Source organism: Methanohalophilus levihalophilus, assembly GCF_017874375.1.
Taxonomy (GTDB): Archaea; Halobacteriota; Methanosarcinia; order Methanosarcinales; family Methanosarcinaceae; genus Methanohalophilus; species Methanohalophilus levihalophilus.
Genome location: NZ_JAGGLK010000001.1, coordinates 179227 through 197008, shown reverse-complemented (window position 1 = coordinate 197008; position 17782 = coordinate 179227). Strand labels below are relative to the sequence as shown.

Genomic DNA, 17782 nt, shown 5'->3' with positions numbered 1-17782 from the left:
ATCATGCCCATTAATGAAAACCGTTTCCCGGAAATTGACATCCTGCGCAGCCTTGCCATTCTTTTGATGGTAATTTATCACATTTTTTTTGATCTGGATTATTTGGGTAACTTTGATTTTGCAGTGAATTCCGGAATACTCCGGGTAATTGGAAGAAGCGCAGCGATTCTCTTTATATTCACTTCCGGAATTTCCCTCTCATTAAGCTATTCAAAATATAGAATCGAAACCGGAAACAAAAAAGCATTCGGGAAATATCTTAAGAGAGGATTCCGCATATTCAATTTGGGAATCCTGATAACTTTTGTAACGTGGATACTGGTACCCGAAGCAACCATTCTTTTTGGAATTCTTCACTTTCTTGGTGTGGCAGCAGTCCTTGGATACTTTTTCCTTAATTCGAAAAGCATTAACATACCCATTGCCCTGATTGTCATTATCCTAGGATTTGCATTCAGAGGCATCAGGACTTCAACTGACTGGTTTTTATGGTTAGGGTTGCATTCCCCCGGATTCACTACATTGGACTACTTCCCCATATTCCCCTGGTTTGCTGTTTTCCTGATGGGAATTACAGTGGGAAATGCGCGGTATCCAGGACACAGAAGAAAGTTTTCACTTCCTTACAATACCGATGGAATACTCCTCACAACAATGGCGAAACTTGGGAGAAGATCTCTTTTAATCTACCTCATACACCAACCTATGATAATCGTCATCCTTTACCTTCTGGGATTGATAGAACTTCCATTCTTCTAATTAATCCACATCAAAAAAATCGTCAAGACGTCGTTGCTTTTCATCCATTTTTACAAGTTTCGAAACCCCTACCCCCACAAGCCTGAAGCTCCCCATACCTTCAAATTCTGAAAACATACGGAGTGCTGTACGATATATGGACATTTTGTCATTGCTGTAAGCACTCAGGGTGACAGATCTCGTGTAAGTGCTAAAATCAGAAAAACGAACTTTCAGGTTTACGGTCCTGAAAACAAAACCCTTTCTCAGAAGCCTCGTATGAACCTGTTCTGAAAGAATCGCAAGCGTCTTTTTCACAACATTGGTATCGGCTACATCCTCTTCAAACGTATCTTCCTTGCTTATGGACTTTATCAAACGATGCTCCACAATTTCTGAGGAATATGTTCCATTAGCGATTTTCTTGAATCGAATGCCGCTTTTCCCGAATTTTGCGATAAGAAGCTGGACATCAGTCCTCCCAATGTCACCAATAGTTCTTATCCCCATCTTTTCAAGAATTATCTGTGACTTTGCACCGACTCCTGGAATTTTGGAAACATCAAGAGGGTAGAGGAATTCACGTACCGAATCCGGTGTTACCACAGTCAAACCATCCGGCTTTTCGTAATCTGAAGCTATTTTTGCAACCGTTTTGTTAGGCGCAATTCCTATAGAACAGGTAATTCCCTCTGAAGTCCGGATATGATCTTTTATCTTTCTTGCCAGTTTGGCGGCTTCTTCATAATTGGATACTATTCCTGTAACGTCCAGATACGCTTCATCCACACTAACCTGCTGGAATCCAGACGCATAACTTTTCAGGAGTTCCATAATGTTTTCTGAAACCTGATGATAGAGTTGCATATTGACAGGCAGGAAAACTGCATCCGGACATAGCCTATAGGCTTTTGATATGGGCATTGCAGAATGAATGCCATATTCACGGGCTTCGTAGGAACACGTGCTTACCACACCCCTGCCTTCGCCCCCTTTTGGATCTGATCCCACAACTACAGGCAGCCCTTTCAGCGAAGGGTCTTCACGGACTTCAACAGATGAAAAAAAGCCATCCATGTCAATATGGAAAATTATAGAATCAGAACCCATTGGATGATGTTTTGTTATTATCCGATAAAACGATTTCATTAGCCGGCTGAAAGTAAAGTACAAAGCCTTTTTAATATAAAGCTCCCATTTATCGGCTATGTACATCTACATTGCAGCAGCCGCTTATTTTGTGACAATTTTCCTTACTGTCAGGGACATAAGGATCTACAGGCGCACTGCATTTGCTTCCTATCGCAAAGGCGCTACAAGAGGAATCATAGCATCAACAATCATCCTGATAGGAGTTCTTATTGTTTCAGCATCTCCTAATATAGGCTTATTGTTTGTTCTGATAGGGCTTTTTGTGAATAAGAAAGGAGTTCGGGAAAAGATCTTTACCGATGCAACCGCATTTGACCGGCTTTTGGGAAAAACAGATATCATGAAAGAAGATGCAAATCCTGAATAATCCAAAAGCTATAAATACATAAAACCGGTTCACATAACGCAGATTAGAGTAATTTTACACTAATATTAATTGGAGCAACAACATGGGAAATATTAGACCAACCAACATCAAAAGACTTGCATTCAAACTGATTAACGAATACGAAGATTCATTTACAGGCGACTTCGATGAGAACAAGAAGCTTGTAGAGAAATTCACTTCCATTGAAAGTAAGGTAATCAGGAACCGTGTAGCTGGTTACGTTACCAGAAAAATGAACCACAAACAGACAATTTAAAGTGTGTGATCCTATGTTCCAGGGCGTCCTACCTGCTCTAACAACTCCTTTTACTGCCGATGGCAAAATTGACAGGGAAGGCCTCAAGCGGAACATTGAATTTGTTGAAAACGGAGGAGTATCCGGAGTAGTAACGTGTGGCACTACCGGAGAATCTGCGACCCTTTCTATAAAAGAGCACGAAGAACTAATCGATCTTACCATTGAGTACGCCAGCGTACCGGTAATCGCAGGAACCGGTTCCAATAACACTGCAGAAGCAATTGAGCTGACAAAATACGCTGCCAATGCAGGCGCTGATGGTGCACTCGTCATTTCTCCCTATTACAACAAGCCAAATCCAGAAGGACTTATCAGACACTTCAAGGCAATTGCAGCTTCTGTGGATATCCCCATACTTCTCTACAATGTCCCTTCCAGAACAGGGCAGGACATGTCCCTTGAAGTAATAACCGAACTGGCTAAAGTCAGTAATATTGTGGGAATAAAGGAAGCCAGCGGAAGTATCCCGAAAGTTACAAGGATCCTTGAGGAAACTGCTGACGAGGAATTCATCGTCTTTTCCGGTGAAGATGACCTGATCTTCCCGATTGTTGCACTGGGCGGCGTAGGAGTTATTTCCGTAGTTGCAGATGTGGCTCCTGCAAAAACAGTGGAACTCGTAAAAGCTACACAATTAGGGGATTTTGAAACTGCTAAAAAACTGCACTTTGAACTTGCACCCCTGATAAGACAATTATTCGCCGAGACAAATCCAATTCCTGTAAAACGTGCAATGGAAATTATGGGACTTGCGGCAGGACCTCTTAGGCTCCCGCTTGCCCCTCTCAGCCCTGAGAATGAGAAGAATCTTGTTGAAGCACTGAGAAATGCGGGGTGTCTTGAATGATTAAAGTCGGCGTACTCGGAGCCTCCGGAAGGATGGGTAGTCTGATAATCCAGAGCATTGTCAAAAACGAAAACCTGGAGCTTTCATCCGCTTTTGATCTCATGAAAATCGGAATGGATGCAGGAGAAGTTGCACAGGCAGGCAACCTTGGAGTTCCAATCTCTGATATCAATGATCTTGGAGCAGTCCTTAAGGACTCAAATACCGATGTACTAATTGATTTTACAATCGCCGATGCTACAACCGTTAATGCTCCAATAGCAGCATCCTGCGGAGTCAAATTGGTAATCGGAACTACCGGACTTAATCCTGAGCAGAAAGAGATTGTTGAGAGTTCAATTGCCGAAAACAATATTGCCGCGGTTATAGCGCCAAATTATGCAGTTGGGGTGAATGTTTTCTTCAGGATTATCAAGGAAGCGGCAAAATACCTTGCTGACAACGATATTGAAATCATTGAAGCCCACCACAACCAAAAACAAGATGCACCCAGCGGAACTGCCCTGAAAGCTGCAGAAGTAATTGCAGAAGAGGTTAACAAAACCGAGTTTGTTTATGGAAGGCATGGCAAAGCCCCAAGAGGCGATGAAATAGGAATTCATGCAGTCCGTGGTGGCGATATTGCAGGCGATCACACCGTTCTTTTTGCCGGAAGCGGTGAAAGAATAGAAATCAAACACCAGGCACATACAAGGCAGGCTTTTGCTTCAGGTGTTGTTAAAGCTGCGGAATGGGTAGCTTCTAAGGGGCCTGGCATTTATTCCATGGAAGATATCCTTGGATTTAACTGAGTTTAGAGCAGGTGTTCTGCGATATTTTCTGAGATTACACGTTCGCAGTAGTCGCACCTGAGCTCAATACCTGATTCCAGGTTCATAACTTCGAATTTAGACGTGACTGGCTCGTTACTATTGGAAATGCAGTTGGAGTTTATGCATTTCACGACGCCTGCAACGTGTGCAGGAATCTCGACTTTCTTTTTCTCCAGTACATCGAAATCGCGTATAATATTGATAGTTGCACTGGGAGCTATTAGTGAGATCCTGTCTGCCTCATCTATTCTAAGTTCACGGCCTTCAATCTTGACGACATCCTTATTTCCGAATTCACCGGGTGCATTTATAAGAACACTCACAACTCCGTTCGAAATCCCGGAAATTCCAAGGATTTTCAGCACATTCAAGGCCTGTCCTGCCTTTATATGATCGATAACAGTGCCGTTTTCAATCGGCTGAACCCTGATTTCTTTTGTAGGATTACTCATTCCATCGCCCCCATTACAAGCGCAAGCAGTGCCATTCTAACCGGGACACCATAGAAAGACTGCTGGAAATAGCAGGCATGTGGAGTTGAATCAACACCCGGATCGATTTCTGTTGTGCGTGGCAGGGGATGCATGATCTTTATTTCCGGACGGGCATTTTCAAGCAGTTCGGGAGTTATTTTCAACCGGTTTGCAACTTTGTGATACTCTGCAGCATCAGGAAAACGCTCTTTCTGGACTCTTGTCATGTACAGGACATCAATGTCTTCTATCGCAGATTCCATGGAATCCGTTTCTGTTACCTTAAGCCCACGGCTTTTTAGATCATTGATGATTTCCTCCGGCATACGTAATTCATCCGGAGAAACAAGAGTTATTTCTGCTCCGTAGTGTGAAAGAGCGTAGCAGAGTGAATGAACTGTGCGTCCATACTTGAGATCTCCCGCAAGAGCAATTTGCAGGCCCTCAAGATGGCTTTCCCTTTTGATTGTGTAAAGATCAAGGAATGTCTGCGTTGGATGATGTCCTGCTCCGTCACCTGCATTGAGAATCGGAACAGGAGAGAATTCAGAAGCAAGTTTTGCAGCACCTTCCATGGGGTGGCGTAGCACTATGGCATTGGCATATCCCGCAACGACCCTGATGGTATCCGCAAGGGTTTCCCCTTTTGCAATTGAACTTGCATCTACTGAACCAAGATTTAGCACGTTGCCCCCAAGTCTCATGATAGCAGTTTCAAAAGACATTCGGGTACGCGTACTTGGTTCGAAAAACAACACTGCAAGAACCTTTCCGGCCAATATGTCGGACTGTTCTTTGTTGCTGGCAATATGCTCCAGTTGTTCAGCCACGTCAAGAACATGATCTATCATATCCCGGGAGAAATCTTTCATGGATATGATATGAGTGCCTTTAAACATCATCTCATGGAAATGCACGCCAAAAGGATATAATTTTTGCTAAAGATATTGCAGGTAAATTTATTATCTGTTTCATACTACTAGTTACAAACACCCACAAAAGTGATTCTATGCGCCCCATAATACAACTAGCCCTTGACATTCTTGAAATCGACAGGGGAATCCAGATAGCAAAGGAGGCTTTGGAGGGCGGGATTGACTGGATAGAAGCCGGCACTCCCCTCATTAAAAGTGAAGGTATGAATGCTGTTCGCCTTTTAAGGAATGAGTTTCCTGAGAGCACTTTGCTTGCGGACATGAAAATTGCGGACACAGGCGCACTGGAAGTTGAAATGGCTGCAAAAGCCGGAGCCGATATTGTTATGATACTGGGTGAAGCCGACGACTCCACCATTGCTGACGCAGTACAATCAGCTCACAAATATGGAATTCGCCTGATGGCAGATCTCATGAATGTTGGAAATCCGGTTGCAAGGGCTAAGGAACTGGAAAATCTCGGAATTGATATCATCAATATCCATTACGGCATTGACCAGCAAATGACAGGAAAAACCCCTGTTGATATCGTCAGCAAAATTGCAGAGGTCGTTAGCATCCCTGTTGCAGCTGCCGGGGGGTTGGATGCCGAAAATGCCGCACAGGTCGTAAAAGCCGGAGCAGGCATCATAATTATCGGAGGAAACATAATCAGATCCGATAATGTGACTGAAGCAGCGTCCCGAATCCGGGAAAGTGTGGATAATCTTGAAGTCACAACAAAGGCCACTTCTTCTGCACATGAGCAAATAATTACTCTTTTTAAGGAAGCATCGACACCGAACATCACCGATGCAATGCATCGTAAAGGTGCCATGCGCAACATTCACCCAATTGTATCGGATGTTAAGATGGTTGGCAAAGCAATTACTGTCCAGACATTTGAGGGAGACTGGGCCAAGACCGTTGAGGCTATTGAGACAGCGGAAAAAGGCGATGTAATCGTTATCTACAACGGCAGTCCTGATATTGCCCCATGGGGAGGACTGGCAAGTCTTAGTTGTATCAATCGGGGAATTGCCGGTGTGGTGATTGACGGCGCAGTCAGGGATGTAGATGAAATCAGGAACCTTAAATTCCCTCTTTTTGCTACAAATATCGTACCAAATGCAGGAGATCCAAAAGGATTCGGGGAAATCAATGCCGAAATCCGTTGTGGCGGTCAGGATGTAAAACCCGGAGACTATATAATCGGTGATGATAACGGTGTTGTTGTCGTTCCTAAAGAAAAGGCCTATGAAATTGCCAGACGTGCAAATGAAGTCAGGAAAACTGAAATGCGCCTCTATGATGAAATCAAAAGAGGAAGTACCCTGTCGGAAATCCTGAAACTGAAAAAATGGGAGAAATATTAAAATGATAGAGGAAATCAAAATCCTGCTTTGCATGCCCTTTTTGATTTATGCATGTTACTCCGACATCAAGAGTAGAAGGGTAATAAACCAGGTCTGGATTGTAATGCTGGCCGTATTTTCCCCATTCATCCTCTATGAAATCATAACCAATGGCCTTTCACACCTCTTAATGATAGGGATTTCATTTACTATCATTTTTGTATTTGTATACATACTGTTTTACCTGGGGGCTTTCGGAGGAGCAGATGCAAAAGCTTTGATGACGCTGGCTATTATTTTCCCTATATACCCCGAAATCATGTTTGCAGGCTACGTGTTCCCGCTGGAAGGAATCCCGGTGGTCAGCCTTTTTACCATGACATTGTTCGGGAATTCCGTGCTTCTCACAGTTATCGTCCCGTTGGGGCTTTTCCTTCATAACCTTACAAGACCAAATCTCTCCGAAACCCTGAAGAAACCCTATTTTATGTTTATTGGATACCGTTGTGATGTTGACAAGCTGGAAGAACTAAAACATGTTCGGCTCCTTGAAGTCATGGAAGAGAAAGATGGAGAAGTCAAAACAAAGTATTCAAGAGGTGGAGGAACTATTGATGAGGAAACCATTCATACAATCCAGTCATACGCAGACAGCGGTAAAATCGGAAAAAAAGTATGGGTTACACCAGGCCTCCCTTTCATAATCCCTATAACCGCAGGATTCCTTACCGCAATATTCTACGGAGATCTTATTTTCAAGATAGCATTCTTGTTTATGAGCTAAGAGTTTCCATGCGATAATTATCGATTTCAGAGAGAAAAAGATCCCCATATTTTTGCATTCTCTTTTCCCCTACACCTGTAAGTTTCAGCATCTGTTCAGGGGTTTCTGGGAGATCAGTAGTCATCTGCCTCAAACTCGTATCTGCAAAAACCACATATGGTTTGACCTTTCCCTTCCGGGCAACAGATGTCCTGAGGGCTTTCAGCCTGTCAAAAAGCTCAGTCGGATCACGCCTCTGGATTTTAGTCTCAGGAGCTGGTTTAGTAGGTATTGCTGTTCCTGAAGGAAGACTTTTGAGTTGTACTGAACACTTACCAGATAGTATGTCACGGCTTTTCTGGTTCATTTTTAGAATCGGATATCTCGAACCCCTGACTTCAAGCATCCCATGACCAATCATTTCCCGAGCCATATCTTTCCATACGGTTTTGGGAATTCCTGATCCTTTTCCATAGGATCTGAGCCTGTGATGAGAATATTTTATTATTTTCTGGGATCTTGAACCACCAATGATATCGATAACATGATTTATCCCGAACTGTTGCCGAACCTCTTTTACACAATTAATCAATATTTGGGCCTGCTCAGTCGCATCATTGAGACTTGGGGGACTCTGGCAAACATCACAGGTTCCACAATCCTCTTCCATGCTTTCCCCGAAATACTCCAGAAGAAGACGTCTGCGGCATTTGGTTGCCTCGCAATAGCGCATCATCTGTTGCAGTTTAGAGAATGCCACATCCCTTTCCCGATGAGATTCCATCCGGTCTATAAAATACCTTAAACGATGCCAGTCCTTCCCGCTGAGGAAAAGGAGACAATCACATGGCAGCCCGTCACGACCGCCACGGCCGGTCTGCTGGTAATAGCTCTCAAGGTTTTGAGGAGGGCAGTAGTGTATAACAAACCTCACGTCGGGCTTGTCCACACCCATGCCAAAAGCAACTGTTGCCACCACTATGCGGACCTTGCCCTTCAGGAAGGCGTCCTGACGCCTAGCTCTTGTATCATCGGAAAGACCAGCGTGATACGAAGTTGCATTAAATCCCCTTGATTTGAGCCTTGAAGCGGTTTCTTCGGCCGTATTCCTTGTGGGGCAGTAAATTATTCCTGAATCAGATGTGTGCTTTTTCAGATAATTTACGATTCCTGAAAGTGGATTCGTGGAGTGGATTATTTCGTAATTGAGATTCGGACGATTAAAGCTTGATACATACGTTGAAGCAGAGCGCATCCTAAGCTGCTTTTTTATGTCCTCGCGAACTGCGGGTGTGGCAGTTGCTGTTAGCGCTATCATAGGAACATCAGGAAAACGAGTACGCAACATCCCCAATCGTCTGTATTCCGGCCTGAAATCATTTCCCCACTCAGAAATACAATGTGCTTCATCAACTGCAAAGAGACTTATATTGGCGGAATCAAGCAGCTTGAGAGTGGAGGGCATAACAAGACGTTCAGGTGCGACATAGAGAATCCGGATATTTCCTTCACGAAAATCATTCATGACCTGCCTGGATTCAGAAGCATCAAGTGTGCTGTTGAGGTAAGCAGCTTTGATTCCTTTGGAATTCAGGCTGTCCACCTGATCTTTCATTAGGGAAATTAAAGGGGATACCACCACAGCCACCCCCTCAAGAAGAACAGCGGGAAGCTGGTAACAAAGTGATTTACCCCCACCGGTAGGCATCAAAACCAGAACATCCCTGCCTGAAATCAAGTCATTAATAGCATCTTCCTGATACAGGCGGAAACCATCAAAACCAAAATGCTGTTTTAGCTCCTGATACATCCATTCTCCTCATTATGAAAAATGATTACAGTTACTTAAAGCTTATAAAAGCGAAGTGAAAGTAATATTCTGGAAAACATGGAAATAGTGCCCAAAGGCAGGATGAATAAAGCAAATCATCAACTATTTATAAGAAAATCTCATAAACTCTATTGAAGTAAGACCACGTCTTACATGTGATTGCTTCGAACTAAAAGAAGAATGAAAGAAAAAGGAATGAAAATGGAGAGTGAGAAAGTGTCAGGAATACTGGGGCTTAAGGATGTAACTGTGTCTTCTAAAGGCCAAATAGTCATCCCAAAAGAACTCCGAAAAGGCACGTTCCCGGAAGGCTCACAGGCTGCAGTAATTGCATACGCAGATCATATAGAAATTCGCCCACTCACCTACGTATTAGAAAAATTAGAATGTGCATTAATATCCGAGCCTTCATTTGCAGAAGAGTGGGACACACCAGAGGAAGACAAAGCGTGGGAAGACCTGCTTGACCATGCTCTGGAATACGAACAGAACAAAAAATGAGGTTTGAACATCTATGGCAAGAACAATTTCAAAAGGTGATGTGGTAGTAATACCATTTCCCTACACAGACCTTTCGGCCACAAAAACCCGTCCAGTGTTAGTAACTGCATACCCAAGAGGCACAAACGTGATAGTATGTCAGGTAACAAGTCAGATGGCACGCGATGACGAATATGCAGTGGCCCTGAATCCGGTAGATTTCGAGGAAGGATCGTTACCTGTCGCCAGTCTGGTCAAAACAAATATGATAATGACGCTGGACGTAAACAAAATCCAAGCAAAAGCAGGGGTTTTGAAAGAAAAGAAAATACGGGAAATCGAAGAGAGAATTATTCAGGTGTTTACCGCCTGAAGAATTATTCTTTATCGTCGATAAAGCCGACGTTATTGTTCAAACATTAAAATTCCTCCACAGAATTTCAAGAGGATTTTCTTTCTTTGAGTTTAACTATCCCTTTATTACCAGAAAGCATAATCCATATTCGAAGGTTCATAAGGAGCCGGAATACGGTCATATTAATATATCCCGAACACATACAGGCACAACATATTCATACTTCCAATAACCAAAACTGGAGTTCTCCCCAATGGTAAAAGTGGATAAATTCATACCCCGGGCTATTGAACATATCAAAGAAGCCGCAAAAGGCAAAACTATTATCGCACTCTCAGGAGGAGTGGACAGTTCCGTATGTGCTATTCTTGCACACCGTGCAATCGGTGAGCACCTGACACCTATTTACATAGATACAGGGCTTATGCGAAAAGGAGAAACCGAAAGGATTAGCGAGATTTTTGGTGATATGAACCTTCAGGTCATAGACGCAAAAGATCGATTCCTCGAAGCCCTTGTAGGCTTAAAAGACCCTGAAGAAAAGCGTAAGGCCGTCGGTGAAACATTTATCAGGGTTTTCGAAGACGAGGCCATCGAATTAGAAGCTGAGTACCTCATACAGGGAACCATTTACCCCGATAAGATTGAATCCGAAGGCGGTATAAAGTCCCACCACAACGTTGGAGGGCTGCCTGAGCATATTAAGTTCAAGGAAATCGTAGAACCAATTGCCGACCTCTACAAGGATGAAGTCAGGGAAGTTGCACACGCACTGGATCTTCCTGAGGAAATCTGTGAAAGAATGCCATTCCCGGGCCCGGGTCTTTCCGTAAGGATAATCGGTGAAGTCACAGAAGAAAAAGTAGATGTTGTCAGGGAAGCCAACGCAATTGTTGAGGAAGAATTGCTTGAGAAATTCGGTCCATGGCAGACATTTGCTGCAGTGCTTGGAAAAGGAACAGGCGTTAAAGGAGACCTGAGGATACACGGCTGGATAGTCGCTGTGCGTGCTGTTGGTTCAAGGGACGGTATGACTGCTGATGCTATGAACCTTCCATGGGAAACCCTCCAAAAAATCAGTTCAAGGATTACAGGCGAAATCCCATCCGTAGCAAGGGTTGTCTACGACATCACACCAAAACCACCTGCAACCATTGAGTTTGAATGAGCACATTAAACGATCTTATTCTGGATATCAGGGAGAGGCAAAGGATAAAACCTTCTCCCTCAAATGAACCCGCAGCCACATGGACCGGCAAGGATCATCACGAAGGCGGGGTTTCAGACACACTGACAATTATTTTCCGGACAGCCGGATGCTGGTGGGGAAATATTGGCGGGTGTAGCATGTGTGGCTATGTCTACGACAAAGCAACCACACCTCCAAATACATCTGATCTTGAAGAGCAGTATGAGAGAGCTCTTTCAAGAGCAGACAAACTTGATAATTTCATACTTAAGATCTTTACATCCGGCAGTTTCCTCGATGAAAAGGAAATCAGTGAAGAAGCCCGAATACTATTGTTGCAAAAAATGGCTGAAGACAAGCGTATCATAAAGGTGATTGTTGAAACCAGACCGGTATTTGCAACGAAAGATGTCCTGAAACAATGCACCGAAATTCTCGGTGGAAAGCCATTTGAAATTGCAACGGGACTGGAAACCAGCTCCGATAATATCCGTGCCCGTTCAATTAACAAAGGTTTTACATTTGCGTCCTTCGAAAAAGCAGCGTTGGCTGCAAAAGAGACTGGGACATCGGTCAAAGCATATCTCCTCCTCAAGCCACCATTCCTTTCGGAACGTGAGGCGATTGAAGATATCCTTCAAACCATTGACGACGTTGCTGACAAAGCACAGACGATTTCCATTAATCTCTGCAACGTTCAGCGGGGAACCCTTGTGGAGCAACTGTGGGAAAGGGATCAATATCGACCTCCCTGGCTCTGGAGCATCGTGGAAATCCTGAAAAAGGGCAAGGAAAAGCATCCTGAGCTTGTTATCACATCCGACCCTGTTGGGGCTGGCTCAAAGCGCGGTCCTCGCAACTGCCGTAAATGCAGTCGTGAAATTGCAGATGTCATCAGGGATTTTTCCCTGACGCAAGATACAGCCATCCTGAGCAAAGCTAATTGTGAATGCAAAGGGCTCTGGAAAACAGTTCTCGAACTGGATGACAGGACTTTTGGTTCGCCTATTATGGACTGATGCGGGCCAAATAGTTATACCATAGCAACATAACATTAGAATATGAGTGTATCACTCACAACAGAACAGTATGATATCGCTTATGCAGCAATTGATTTTTTGTGGTATTTTATAATAGCGATGGTATTACTTATTTTATTAATAGAAATAAGGTACCGGTTTTCCAATAAGATGTCAAACTTGCTTCGCAGACTGCACTTTTGATTTTGAAAGCACGACTTTTAGTGACATTTCGCCGTCAAATTTATTGTAACTAATTGTGAGGACGGTGAAGTCTGTCTATTGACCCCCTTTGGAGGGAATCGGCGTAAAACAATGTTGGCAAAATAATCCCCAAAACGTTACTTGCAAGTACTAAAAAAAATAGGTTTTAATCAAAATTCAATTCGATTAAACCATCAATAAACCATAGTCCCGATTCCGCGGTTTGTGAAGAGCTCAAGCAACAGGGAGTGAGCAACACTTCCATCTATAATATGCACACGTTCCACGCCGTTTTCAACACTGTTTGCAGCGCTGCGCATCTTGGGGATCATTCCGCCACCAAGTATTCCTTCTGAAATCATATCCTCAATTTCAGATACTTGGACTCTTGAGATACGGGTGGATTTATCGGAGGGGTCTTTTAGAACACCCGGCACGTCTGTCATTAAAACCAGTTTCTTGGCATGAAGGGCCTTGGCTATATCACCGGCTACGGTGTCAGCATTGATATTGAGAGCATTGCCTTCGCTGTCCATAGCAATTGGTGAAATCACAGGAATATATCCTTTCTCGGTAAGGATATAGATCAATTCAGGGTTTACAATTTCGGTATCTCCCACCCATCCAAGATCCACGCTGTGCTCCTTGTCTTCTATCAGTACTTTCTGGGTGGGTTTTTTACGGGCAATTATCATTTTCCCGTCCTTACCTGAAAGGCCGACACCTTTGCCTCCATGCTTTCCGATAAGTGATACAAGACGTGTATTTATGTTTCCGACAAGCACCATCCGCGCAATTTCCACGGTTTCATCATCGGTGATACGGAGTCCGCCGATGAACTCGGGTTTCTTGCCAAACTTCTCCATTTTTTCGGTTATTTCCGGGCCGCCCCCGTGCACGATTATCGGATGGATGCCAACATAGCGAAGAAGCACAAGATCCTCTACAATCGCACTCATCACGTCAGGATCTATAATTGCATGGCCGCCTACCTTGATGACCATATATGAGCCATAAAAATCCCGAATATATGGCAAAGCCTCTATCAAAACTTTTTCAATCTGGCAATCAGGAAGGTCTGACATACGGTTTAGATTAAAATTAAAGTGTTTAAATGTTTTGTATATGAAATGCTGCAAAACATGTAAAAGGGTAAAAAGGGAAAGGAAAAATTTCCTTTCCAACAAAAATAATAAAAACCAACCAATTGTTACTTAAATTTAGATTTTATCCAGTTTTATGATTTTCTCTTTCTTTACAAAGGGCTTGTTGATTTTGTCAGGCATCCAGTCAGGTTTGTTCTTTGGAGCTGCAACTTTGTCCCTCCATCCGAGGAAGACGTGGATCTTCTTGGTACCCCTTTCGCGAAGCATAATTTTCTGTGGCTTGCTCTTGGTTCCTTTTCCACGGTTTGCGACCTTCAATGCTGCCTGCCTTGGCTGCTTTCCGGTGAACACTCCATGTTCGTTGCCTTTTTCATCCCTTAATACGAAATTCCTCGTGCTAGTCATCCTATCACCTTGTTTACCGTTACCGGTTATTAAGTAGTTGTTCACATGGAGTATAAATATTTTTCTTCTAATGTGGTCTATGGGTAATGTTTTCCCAAAATAACGAAATTTAACAACTTTTTACTTTTCTGAGAAAGAACTTTCCCGCTCCAGATTTGGATTTGGCGGGAAAAGTTTACATGCAATGAACATGTTTCACTTATATTCTTTACTTCCCCCATTATTGTGAGGTTAATTAATATGGAACTTCCAGTGCTAGAATTACCTGATGTACAGGCAACCAAACCAAAGATCCCCATAAACCTCACCCGCGTCGGTGTAACTGATGTCAAAAAACTTGTGGAAATAAAAAGAAAGGACAAACGTCCCATCGTACTTATCTCTGTTTTTGACATTTTTGTGGATCTGCCTTCTGACAGGAAAGGAGCAAACCTTTCCAGAAATTTTGAGGCAATAGATGAAGTCCTTGAAAAAGCTATCAACTTACCTGTTTACGAAATTGAAGAACTCTGCAGCGATGTCGCTAAAAACCTTCTTACAAGACATGAATACGCCACCCAGGCAGAAGTTCGAATGAAAAGCGAATATGTCGTGAAAAGGGAATCACCCGTCAAAAAAATGGAATGTCAGGAAGTCGTGGATATTTTTGCCGAAGCAATTGCAATTCGCAAAGAAGATGACTCAATTGACGTGGAAAAACTCATCGGTTCAGAAGTTCTCGGAATGACTGCATGCCCATGCGCCCAGGAAATTATGCGTGAAAAGGCAGCAAATATTCTCAAGGAACTTGAAGTCGAACCACATACCATCTCAAAATTCCTGCAAACTATGCCTATGCCAACACATAACCAGCGTGGTAGGGGAATTATTTCTGTAAAGACTCGTGGAGACGTTAAAGTCTCACTTGATGAAATAATTCACATTATCGAAAATTCCATGAGTTCAAGTATCGTTGAGCTACTGAAACGTGAAGATGAAGCGTTTGTGGTGGAAACTGCTCACAGAAATCCAAAATTTGTAGAAGACTGCGTGCGCACCATGGCAAGGAATGTTATTGACAAATTCGATTACCTGCCTGATGATGCAGTCATTACAATCAAGCAGATCAATGAAGAAAGCATACACCGCCACAATGCATTTGCGGAAAGGGTTGCAGAATTTGGCGATCTGAAAAAGGAAATCTCACAGGGATGATTACGGAGGTTTTGCCAGTGGAAGAGAAACCTGATGTCAGGGATGCAAACGATGAACCCATTGAACTCGGAGCAAAACTCAAATATATCAAAACCGGGACCCTGGGAAAAGCATCCGAAATCATTGAAGACGATGAGGGCATCTGGGTTTTACTTGATACTACGAAACTCTATTACAAACCTGAGACCCTGGTACTTACAACTGAAGAGGCTCCTGAAGAACACGAAAAAGAGGCTACATCCCGGGATGTCAAAGAATATCTGGAACAAATGGAAGAGGAAGCTGAAGCACGTGATCTGAATGCGGTCAGGCAGTTCACAGGTGGAGGCTAATTACAAGAGGTTGTTTTCTTCAAGCAATGTCAGGGAACGCATCCATTCCCCTTTGGGTTCCCTTGACGTGCCTATTACCAATCTTTTTTTATCCCCTAGATCTTCAATTATTCCCCTGGCCTGGATTGTTTCACCTTCAATTGCCTGTCCCGAATAGGTATGGGTGTAGGAGAGAATGTGATCGATTTCATCATGTTCTATTTTGTAAAACGCAGGATTATCAAAAGCAAAGGTTGCATCTGTGACTACTGCTTCAATCTCCATTGCCTCGCCATCCTTTCCCCGAAGAAGAGGGTGCTGGATTTGATCCCAGTCCCTTACAAAAAGAAGATCAAAATACGTCCCTGCAACCATTCCACGATTGCCTTTCCGAAGCTCGTGAACAACAAATTCCTCGTAAGAAATTTCCGGAATCCTTTTTGCGTAGATCCTTTGCCACATGTTGTCATCAATTGGCTCGATCGGAATAGATGGATCTGCCTTTGCCTTTTCAATGGCTTCCCTTGCACGGAACCATTCATCCCCATAAACCACGAAATCAATATCAGAACTCGCATCCTGCAAACCCGGCAGCATGGAACCGGTTACTCCCATCATTGACAGCGGGACACCAGCCTTCCTGAGAACATCCACAATATGGAAAACCCGTTTGTCTGATTCAGCTAATTCAGCAATCCTGTCTGGAGGATGCAAGATCTCCCTAACACGATTTTCGGGAACAATATGGACATCTTCAACCCATTCAGGATGAGCATGACGCATGAATTCAAAAGCAACATCAAAATCGCATTTTCTGAACCTGGCACCAGATCTTATCCGATCGCCATTTTTGTCCGGCACATAGCGCAGAATTGAACGTATCCCTTCCCGGGGATGAAAATAATCTACAACTGCAAAGATATAGTTTTCATCGGTAACAAGAAAATCCCGCAGTCTGGCTTTCATAAACAATCCTCTAAATACAAAAAGTCCACAAGTCAGATAGTCCTTGAGAGAGCAACTTCATTGCAATCCGGGAACTTCGGACACTTAATGCACCCAATCCAGACTTTATGGGGCAAATCACTTTTCTCAATGCGTTTAAAGCCCATTTTTTCAAAGAACTCAGGAACATACGTAAGCGTGAAGACTTTACGCACTCCAAGTTTTTTCCCGTCTTTAATAGTCGCCTGAAGCAGAAGAGAACCAATGCCTTTTCCCCTGTGATCCTGCACAACAGCAAAGGAGAGAACTTCACCGAGATCTTCCCAGACAACCTGCAGGGCGCAACAGCCCACAACTTCGCCATTTATTTCATATACATGGAAATTGCGTATGGATTCGTGTAGCTCCCCTATGGAGCGTGGAAGCATCAATTCCTTTTTGGCATAGCCATTAATGATATTTTTAATTGATTCAATATCATTGATTGTCGCCTTACGTACTAATCCAGCCTGTAAACCTGCCATTATTCCTCCAGTGATAATTCAGGAAAGATGCACAGGTGATAGATAAAAATATCGTATTAAAGTAGAAAAACTGGAATCACAGAAACCCCGGTAACATTTTAACAGATATATGAGATGGATATTACAATATATACCTCTTGCATAAACTTTTTTATATCACTATACCACATATTATTTAAATAGAAAATGTTGTGGAAGTAAATCACCAGATGCCGGGGGGCACAGCAATTGGAAATTGGCAAGGGAGCTATTTCGAAGATCAGTATAGTTGACGATGTAATCAGTTCTTTCAATAGCCAGGATTTTGAATCCGAATTAGAAAAAATTCCCCCCAAACTTACTTTACTTTTTCCATTTCCAGGTGCTGTTTCTATAAAATTAAGTCTGGAAGATAATAAATATGGATCAAATCCAGACGAGGAATCTTTTTCCTTGTTTAAAGATGAAGTTTCGGTGAATGGAAACAAAAAACTCCAGTT

At 43.1% G+C, this 17782-nt stretch carries 21 protein-coding genes; 13 read left to right on the top strand and 8 right to left on the bottom strand.

What is annotated here, in order from left to right; genetic code table 11:
- The first annotated feature begins 3 nt into the window (after positions 1 to 3).
- Complete coding sequence (locus J2755_RS01055) at positions 4 to 759, top strand: heparan-alpha-glucosaminide N-acetyltransferase (RefSeq protein ID WP_209678331.1); 756 nt, start codon at positions 4 to 6, stop codon at positions 757 to 759.
- Here the strand turns inward: J2755_RS01055 and dinB are convergent, their stop codons facing one another.
- Positions 760 to 1848: a DNA polymerase IV gene (dinB, locus tag J2755_RS01050; RefSeq protein ID WP_209678328.1), complete on the bottom strand. Its 1089-nt coding sequence runs from the start codon at positions 1846 to 1848 to the stop codon at positions 760 to 762.
- A gap of 97 nt (positions 1849 to 1945) precedes the next feature.
- Between dinB and J2755_RS01045 the strand changes: the two genes are divergently transcribed.
- The 4 genes from J2755_RS01045 (at position 1946) to dapB (ending at position 4214) form a co-directional block, all read left to right on the top strand.
- Positions 1946 to 2257, top strand: a complete 312-nt coding sequence (locus J2755_RS01045; RefSeq protein WP_209678315.1) for a hypothetical protein — start codon at positions 1946 to 1948, stop codon at positions 2255 to 2257.
- A gap of 82 nt (positions 2258 to 2339) precedes the next feature.
- On the top strand, positions 2340 to 2534 hold the full coding sequence (locus J2755_RS01040) for a 30S ribosomal protein S17e (RefSeq protein WP_209678314.1): 195 nt from the start codon (positions 2340 to 2342) through the stop codon (positions 2532 to 2534).
- A gap of 13 nt (positions 2535 to 2547) precedes the next feature.
- The gene (gene dapA, locus J2755_RS01035) at positions 2548 to 3423 is read left to right on the top strand and encodes a 4-hydroxy-tetrahydrodipicolinate synthase (protein WP_209678312.1); all 876 of its coding nucleotides are present in this window, start codon (positions 2548 to 2550) and stop codon (positions 3421 to 3423) included.
- Positions 3420 to 4214 carry a 4-hydroxy-tetrahydrodipicolinate reductase gene (gene dapB, locus J2755_RS01030; protein ID WP_209678310.1) on the top strand — a complete coding sequence of 265 codons (795 nt, stop codon included), beginning with the start codon at positions 3420 to 3422 and terminating at the stop codon, positions 4212 to 4214. The genes dapA and dapB overlap by 4 nt, the downstream gene beginning before the upstream one ends.
- A gap of 2 nt (positions 4215 to 4216) precedes the next feature.
- On the opposite strand, the gene pyrI is transcribed toward dapB, so the two are convergent.
- Both pyrI and pyrB read right to left on the bottom strand, forming a co-directional pair.
- Entirely contained in the window at positions 4217 to 4687 is a 471-nt protein-coding gene (gene pyrI, locus J2755_RS01025) for an aspartate carbamoyltransferase regulatory subunit (protein WP_209678308.1), read from the bottom strand.
- On the bottom strand, positions 4684 to 5610 hold the full coding sequence (pyrB, locus tag J2755_RS01020) for an aspartate carbamoyltransferase (RefSeq protein ID WP_209678306.1): 927 nt from the start codon (positions 5608 to 5610) through the stop codon (positions 4684 to 4686). Before pyrB ends, pyrI begins: the two co-directional genes overlap by 4 nt.
- Positions 5611 to 5717: 107 nt before the next feature.
- On the opposite strand from pyrB, the gene hxlA reads away from it, so the two are divergent.
- Complete coding sequence (hxlA, locus tag J2755_RS01015) at positions 5718 to 6998, top strand: 3-hexulose-6-phosphate synthase (protein WP_209678304.1); 1281 nt, start codon at positions 5718 to 5720, stop codon at positions 6996 to 6998.
- 1 nt (position 6999) lies between these two features.
- Complete coding sequence (locus J2755_RS01010; protein ID WP_209678302.1) at positions 7000 to 7761, top strand: A24 family peptidase C-terminal domain-containing protein; 762 nt, start codon at positions 7000 to 7002, stop codon at positions 7759 to 7761.
- On the opposite strand, the gene recQ is transcribed toward J2755_RS01010, so the two are convergent.
- A complete protein-coding gene (gene recQ, locus J2755_RS01005; protein ID WP_209678300.1) occupies positions 7751 to 9550 on the bottom strand; it encodes a DNA helicase RecQ in 1800 nt (599 codons plus the stop codon). The two genes, J2755_RS01010 and recQ, sit on opposite strands and share 11 nt — an antisense overlap.
- A 201-nt stretch (positions 9551 to 9751) precedes the next feature.
- Between recQ and J2755_RS01000 the strand changes: the two genes are divergently transcribed.
- From J2755_RS01000 to J2755_RS00985, 4 genes are all read left to right on the top strand, one after another.
- The gene (locus J2755_RS01000; RefSeq protein WP_245312584.1) at positions 9752 to 10072 is read left to right on the top strand and encodes an AbrB/MazE/SpoVT family DNA-binding domain-containing protein; all 321 of its coding nucleotides are present in this window, start codon (positions 9752 to 9754) and stop codon (positions 10070 to 10072) included.
- A gap of 13 nt (positions 10073 to 10085) precedes the next feature.
- A complete protein-coding gene (locus J2755_RS00995) occupies positions 10086 to 10424 on the top strand; it encodes a type II toxin-antitoxin system PemK/MazF family toxin (RefSeq protein WP_209678298.1) in 339 nt (112 codons plus the stop codon).
- Between the two features lie 235 nt (positions 10425 to 10659).
- On the top strand, positions 10660 to 11574 hold the full coding sequence (guaA, locus tag J2755_RS00990) for a glutamine-hydrolyzing GMP synthase (RefSeq protein WP_209678297.1): 915 nt from the start codon (positions 10660 to 10662) through the stop codon (positions 11572 to 11574).
- Positions 11571 to 12614: an archaeosine biosynthesis radical SAM protein RaSEA gene (locus J2755_RS00985; RefSeq protein WP_209678296.1), complete on the top strand. Its 1044-nt coding sequence runs from the start codon at positions 11571 to 11573 to the stop codon at positions 12612 to 12614. The genes guaA and J2755_RS00985 overlap by 4 nt, the downstream gene beginning before the upstream one ends.
- Before the next feature lie 398 nt (positions 12615 to 13012).
- Here J2755_RS00985 and argB read toward each other — a convergent pair whose 3' ends face one another.
- Entirely contained in the window at positions 13013 to 13903 is an 891-nt protein-coding gene (gene argB, locus J2755_RS00980; protein ID WP_209678279.1) for an acetylglutamate kinase, read from the bottom strand.
- A 135-nt stretch (positions 13904 to 14038) separates the two neighbouring features.
- A complete protein-coding gene (locus J2755_RS00975; protein WP_209678276.1) occupies positions 14039 to 14329 on the bottom strand; it encodes a non-histone chromosomal MC1 family protein in 291 nt (96 codons plus the stop codon).
- A 240-nt stretch (positions 14330 to 14569) separates the two neighbouring features.
- On the opposite strand from J2755_RS00975, the gene mptA reads away from it, so the two are divergent.
- Complete coding sequence (gene mptA, locus J2755_RS00970) at positions 14570 to 15523, top strand: GTP cyclohydrolase MptA (protein WP_209678263.1); 954 nt, start codon at positions 14570 to 14572, stop codon at positions 15521 to 15523.
- 17 nt (positions 15524 to 15540) lie between these two features.
- Positions 15541 to 15855 (top strand): DUF2098 domain-containing protein, encoded by a 315-nt coding sequence (locus tag J2755_RS00965; RefSeq protein ID WP_209678249.1) that lies wholly within the window; start codon positions 15541 to 15543, stop codon positions 15853 to 15855.
- On the opposite strand, the gene J2755_RS00960 is transcribed toward J2755_RS00965, so the two are convergent.
- On the bottom strand, positions 15856 to 16800 hold the full coding sequence (locus J2755_RS00960; protein ID WP_209678246.1) for a nucleotidyltransferase domain-containing protein: 945 nt from the start codon (positions 16798 to 16800) through the stop codon (positions 15856 to 15858).
- Between the two features lie 32 nt (positions 16801 to 16832).
- Entirely contained in the window at positions 16833 to 17303 is a 471-nt protein-coding gene (locus J2755_RS00955) for an N-acetyltransferase (protein WP_209678243.1), read from the bottom strand.
- Positions 17304 to 17782 lie beyond the last annotated feature (479 nt).

Coding starts and splice junctions, on each gene's coding strand:
- dapB (WP_209678310.1), top strand. CDS start 3,420: ATGATTAAAGTCGGCGTACTCGGAGCCTCCGGAAGGATGGGTAGTCTG.
- recQ (WP_209678300.1), bottom strand. CDS start 9,550: ATGTATCAGGAGCTAAAACAGCATTTTGGTTTTGATGGTTTCCGCCTG.
- hxlA (WP_209678304.1), top strand. CDS start 5,718: ATGCGCCCCATAATACAACTAGCCCTTGACATTCTTGAAATCGACAGG.
- J2755_RS01000 (WP_245312584.1), top strand. CDS start 9,752: ATGAAAGAAAAAGGAATGAAAATGGAGAGTGAGAAAGTGTCAGGAATA.
- pyrI (WP_209678308.1), bottom strand. CDS start 4,687: ATGAGTAATCCTACAAAAGAAATCAGGGTTCAGCCGATTGAAAACGGC.
- dinB (WP_209678328.1), bottom strand. CDS start 1,848: ATGGGTTCTGATTCTATAATTTTCCATATTGACATGGATGGCTTTTTT.
- J2755_RS00975 (WP_209678276.1), bottom strand. CDS start 14,329: ATGACTAGCACGAGGAATTTCGTATTAAGGGATGAAAAAGGCAACGAA.
- argB (WP_209678279.1), bottom strand. CDS start 13,903: ATGTCAGACCTTCCTGATTGCCAGATTGAAAAAGTTTTGATAGAGGCT.
- pyrB (WP_209678306.1), bottom strand. CDS start 5,610: ATGATGTTTAAAGGCACTCATATCATATCCATGAAAGATTTCTCCCGG.
- mptA (WP_209678263.1), top strand. CDS start 14,570: ATGGAACTTCCAGTGCTAGAATTACCTGATGTACAGGCAACCAAACCA.
- J2755_RS01055 (WP_209678331.1), top strand. CDS start 4: ATGCCCATTAATGAAAACCGTTTCCCGGAAATTGACATCCTGCGCAGC.
- J2755_RS01040 (WP_209678314.1), top strand. CDS start 2,340: ATGGGAAATATTAGACCAACCAACATCAAAAGACTTGCATTCAAACTG.
- dapA (WP_209678312.1), top strand. CDS start 2,548: ATGTTCCAGGGCGTCCTACCTGCTCTAACAACTCCTTTTACTGCCGAT.
- J2755_RS01010 (WP_209678302.1), top strand. CDS start 7,000: ATGATAGAGGAAATCAAAATCCTGCTTTGCATGCCCTTTTTGATTTAT.
- J2755_RS00985 (WP_209678296.1), top strand. CDS start 11,571: ATGAGCACATTAAACGATCTTATTCTGGATATCAGGGAGAGGCAAAGG.
- J2755_RS00960 (WP_209678246.1), bottom strand. CDS start 16,800: ATGAAAGCCAGACTGCGGGATTTTCTTGTTACCGATGAAAACTATATC.
- guaA (WP_209678297.1), top strand. CDS start 10,660: ATGGTAAAAGTGGATAAATTCATACCCCGGGCTATTGAACATATCAAA.
- J2755_RS00955 (WP_209678243.1), bottom strand. CDS start 17,303: ATGGCAGGTTTACAGGCTGGATTAGTACGTAAGGCGACAATCAATGAT.
- J2755_RS00995 (WP_209678298.1), top strand. CDS start 10,086: ATGGCAAGAACAATTTCAAAAGGTGATGTGGTAGTAATACCATTTCCC.
- J2755_RS01045 (WP_209678315.1), top strand. CDS start 1,946: ATGTACATCTACATTGCAGCAGCCGCTTATTTTGTGACAATTTTCCTT.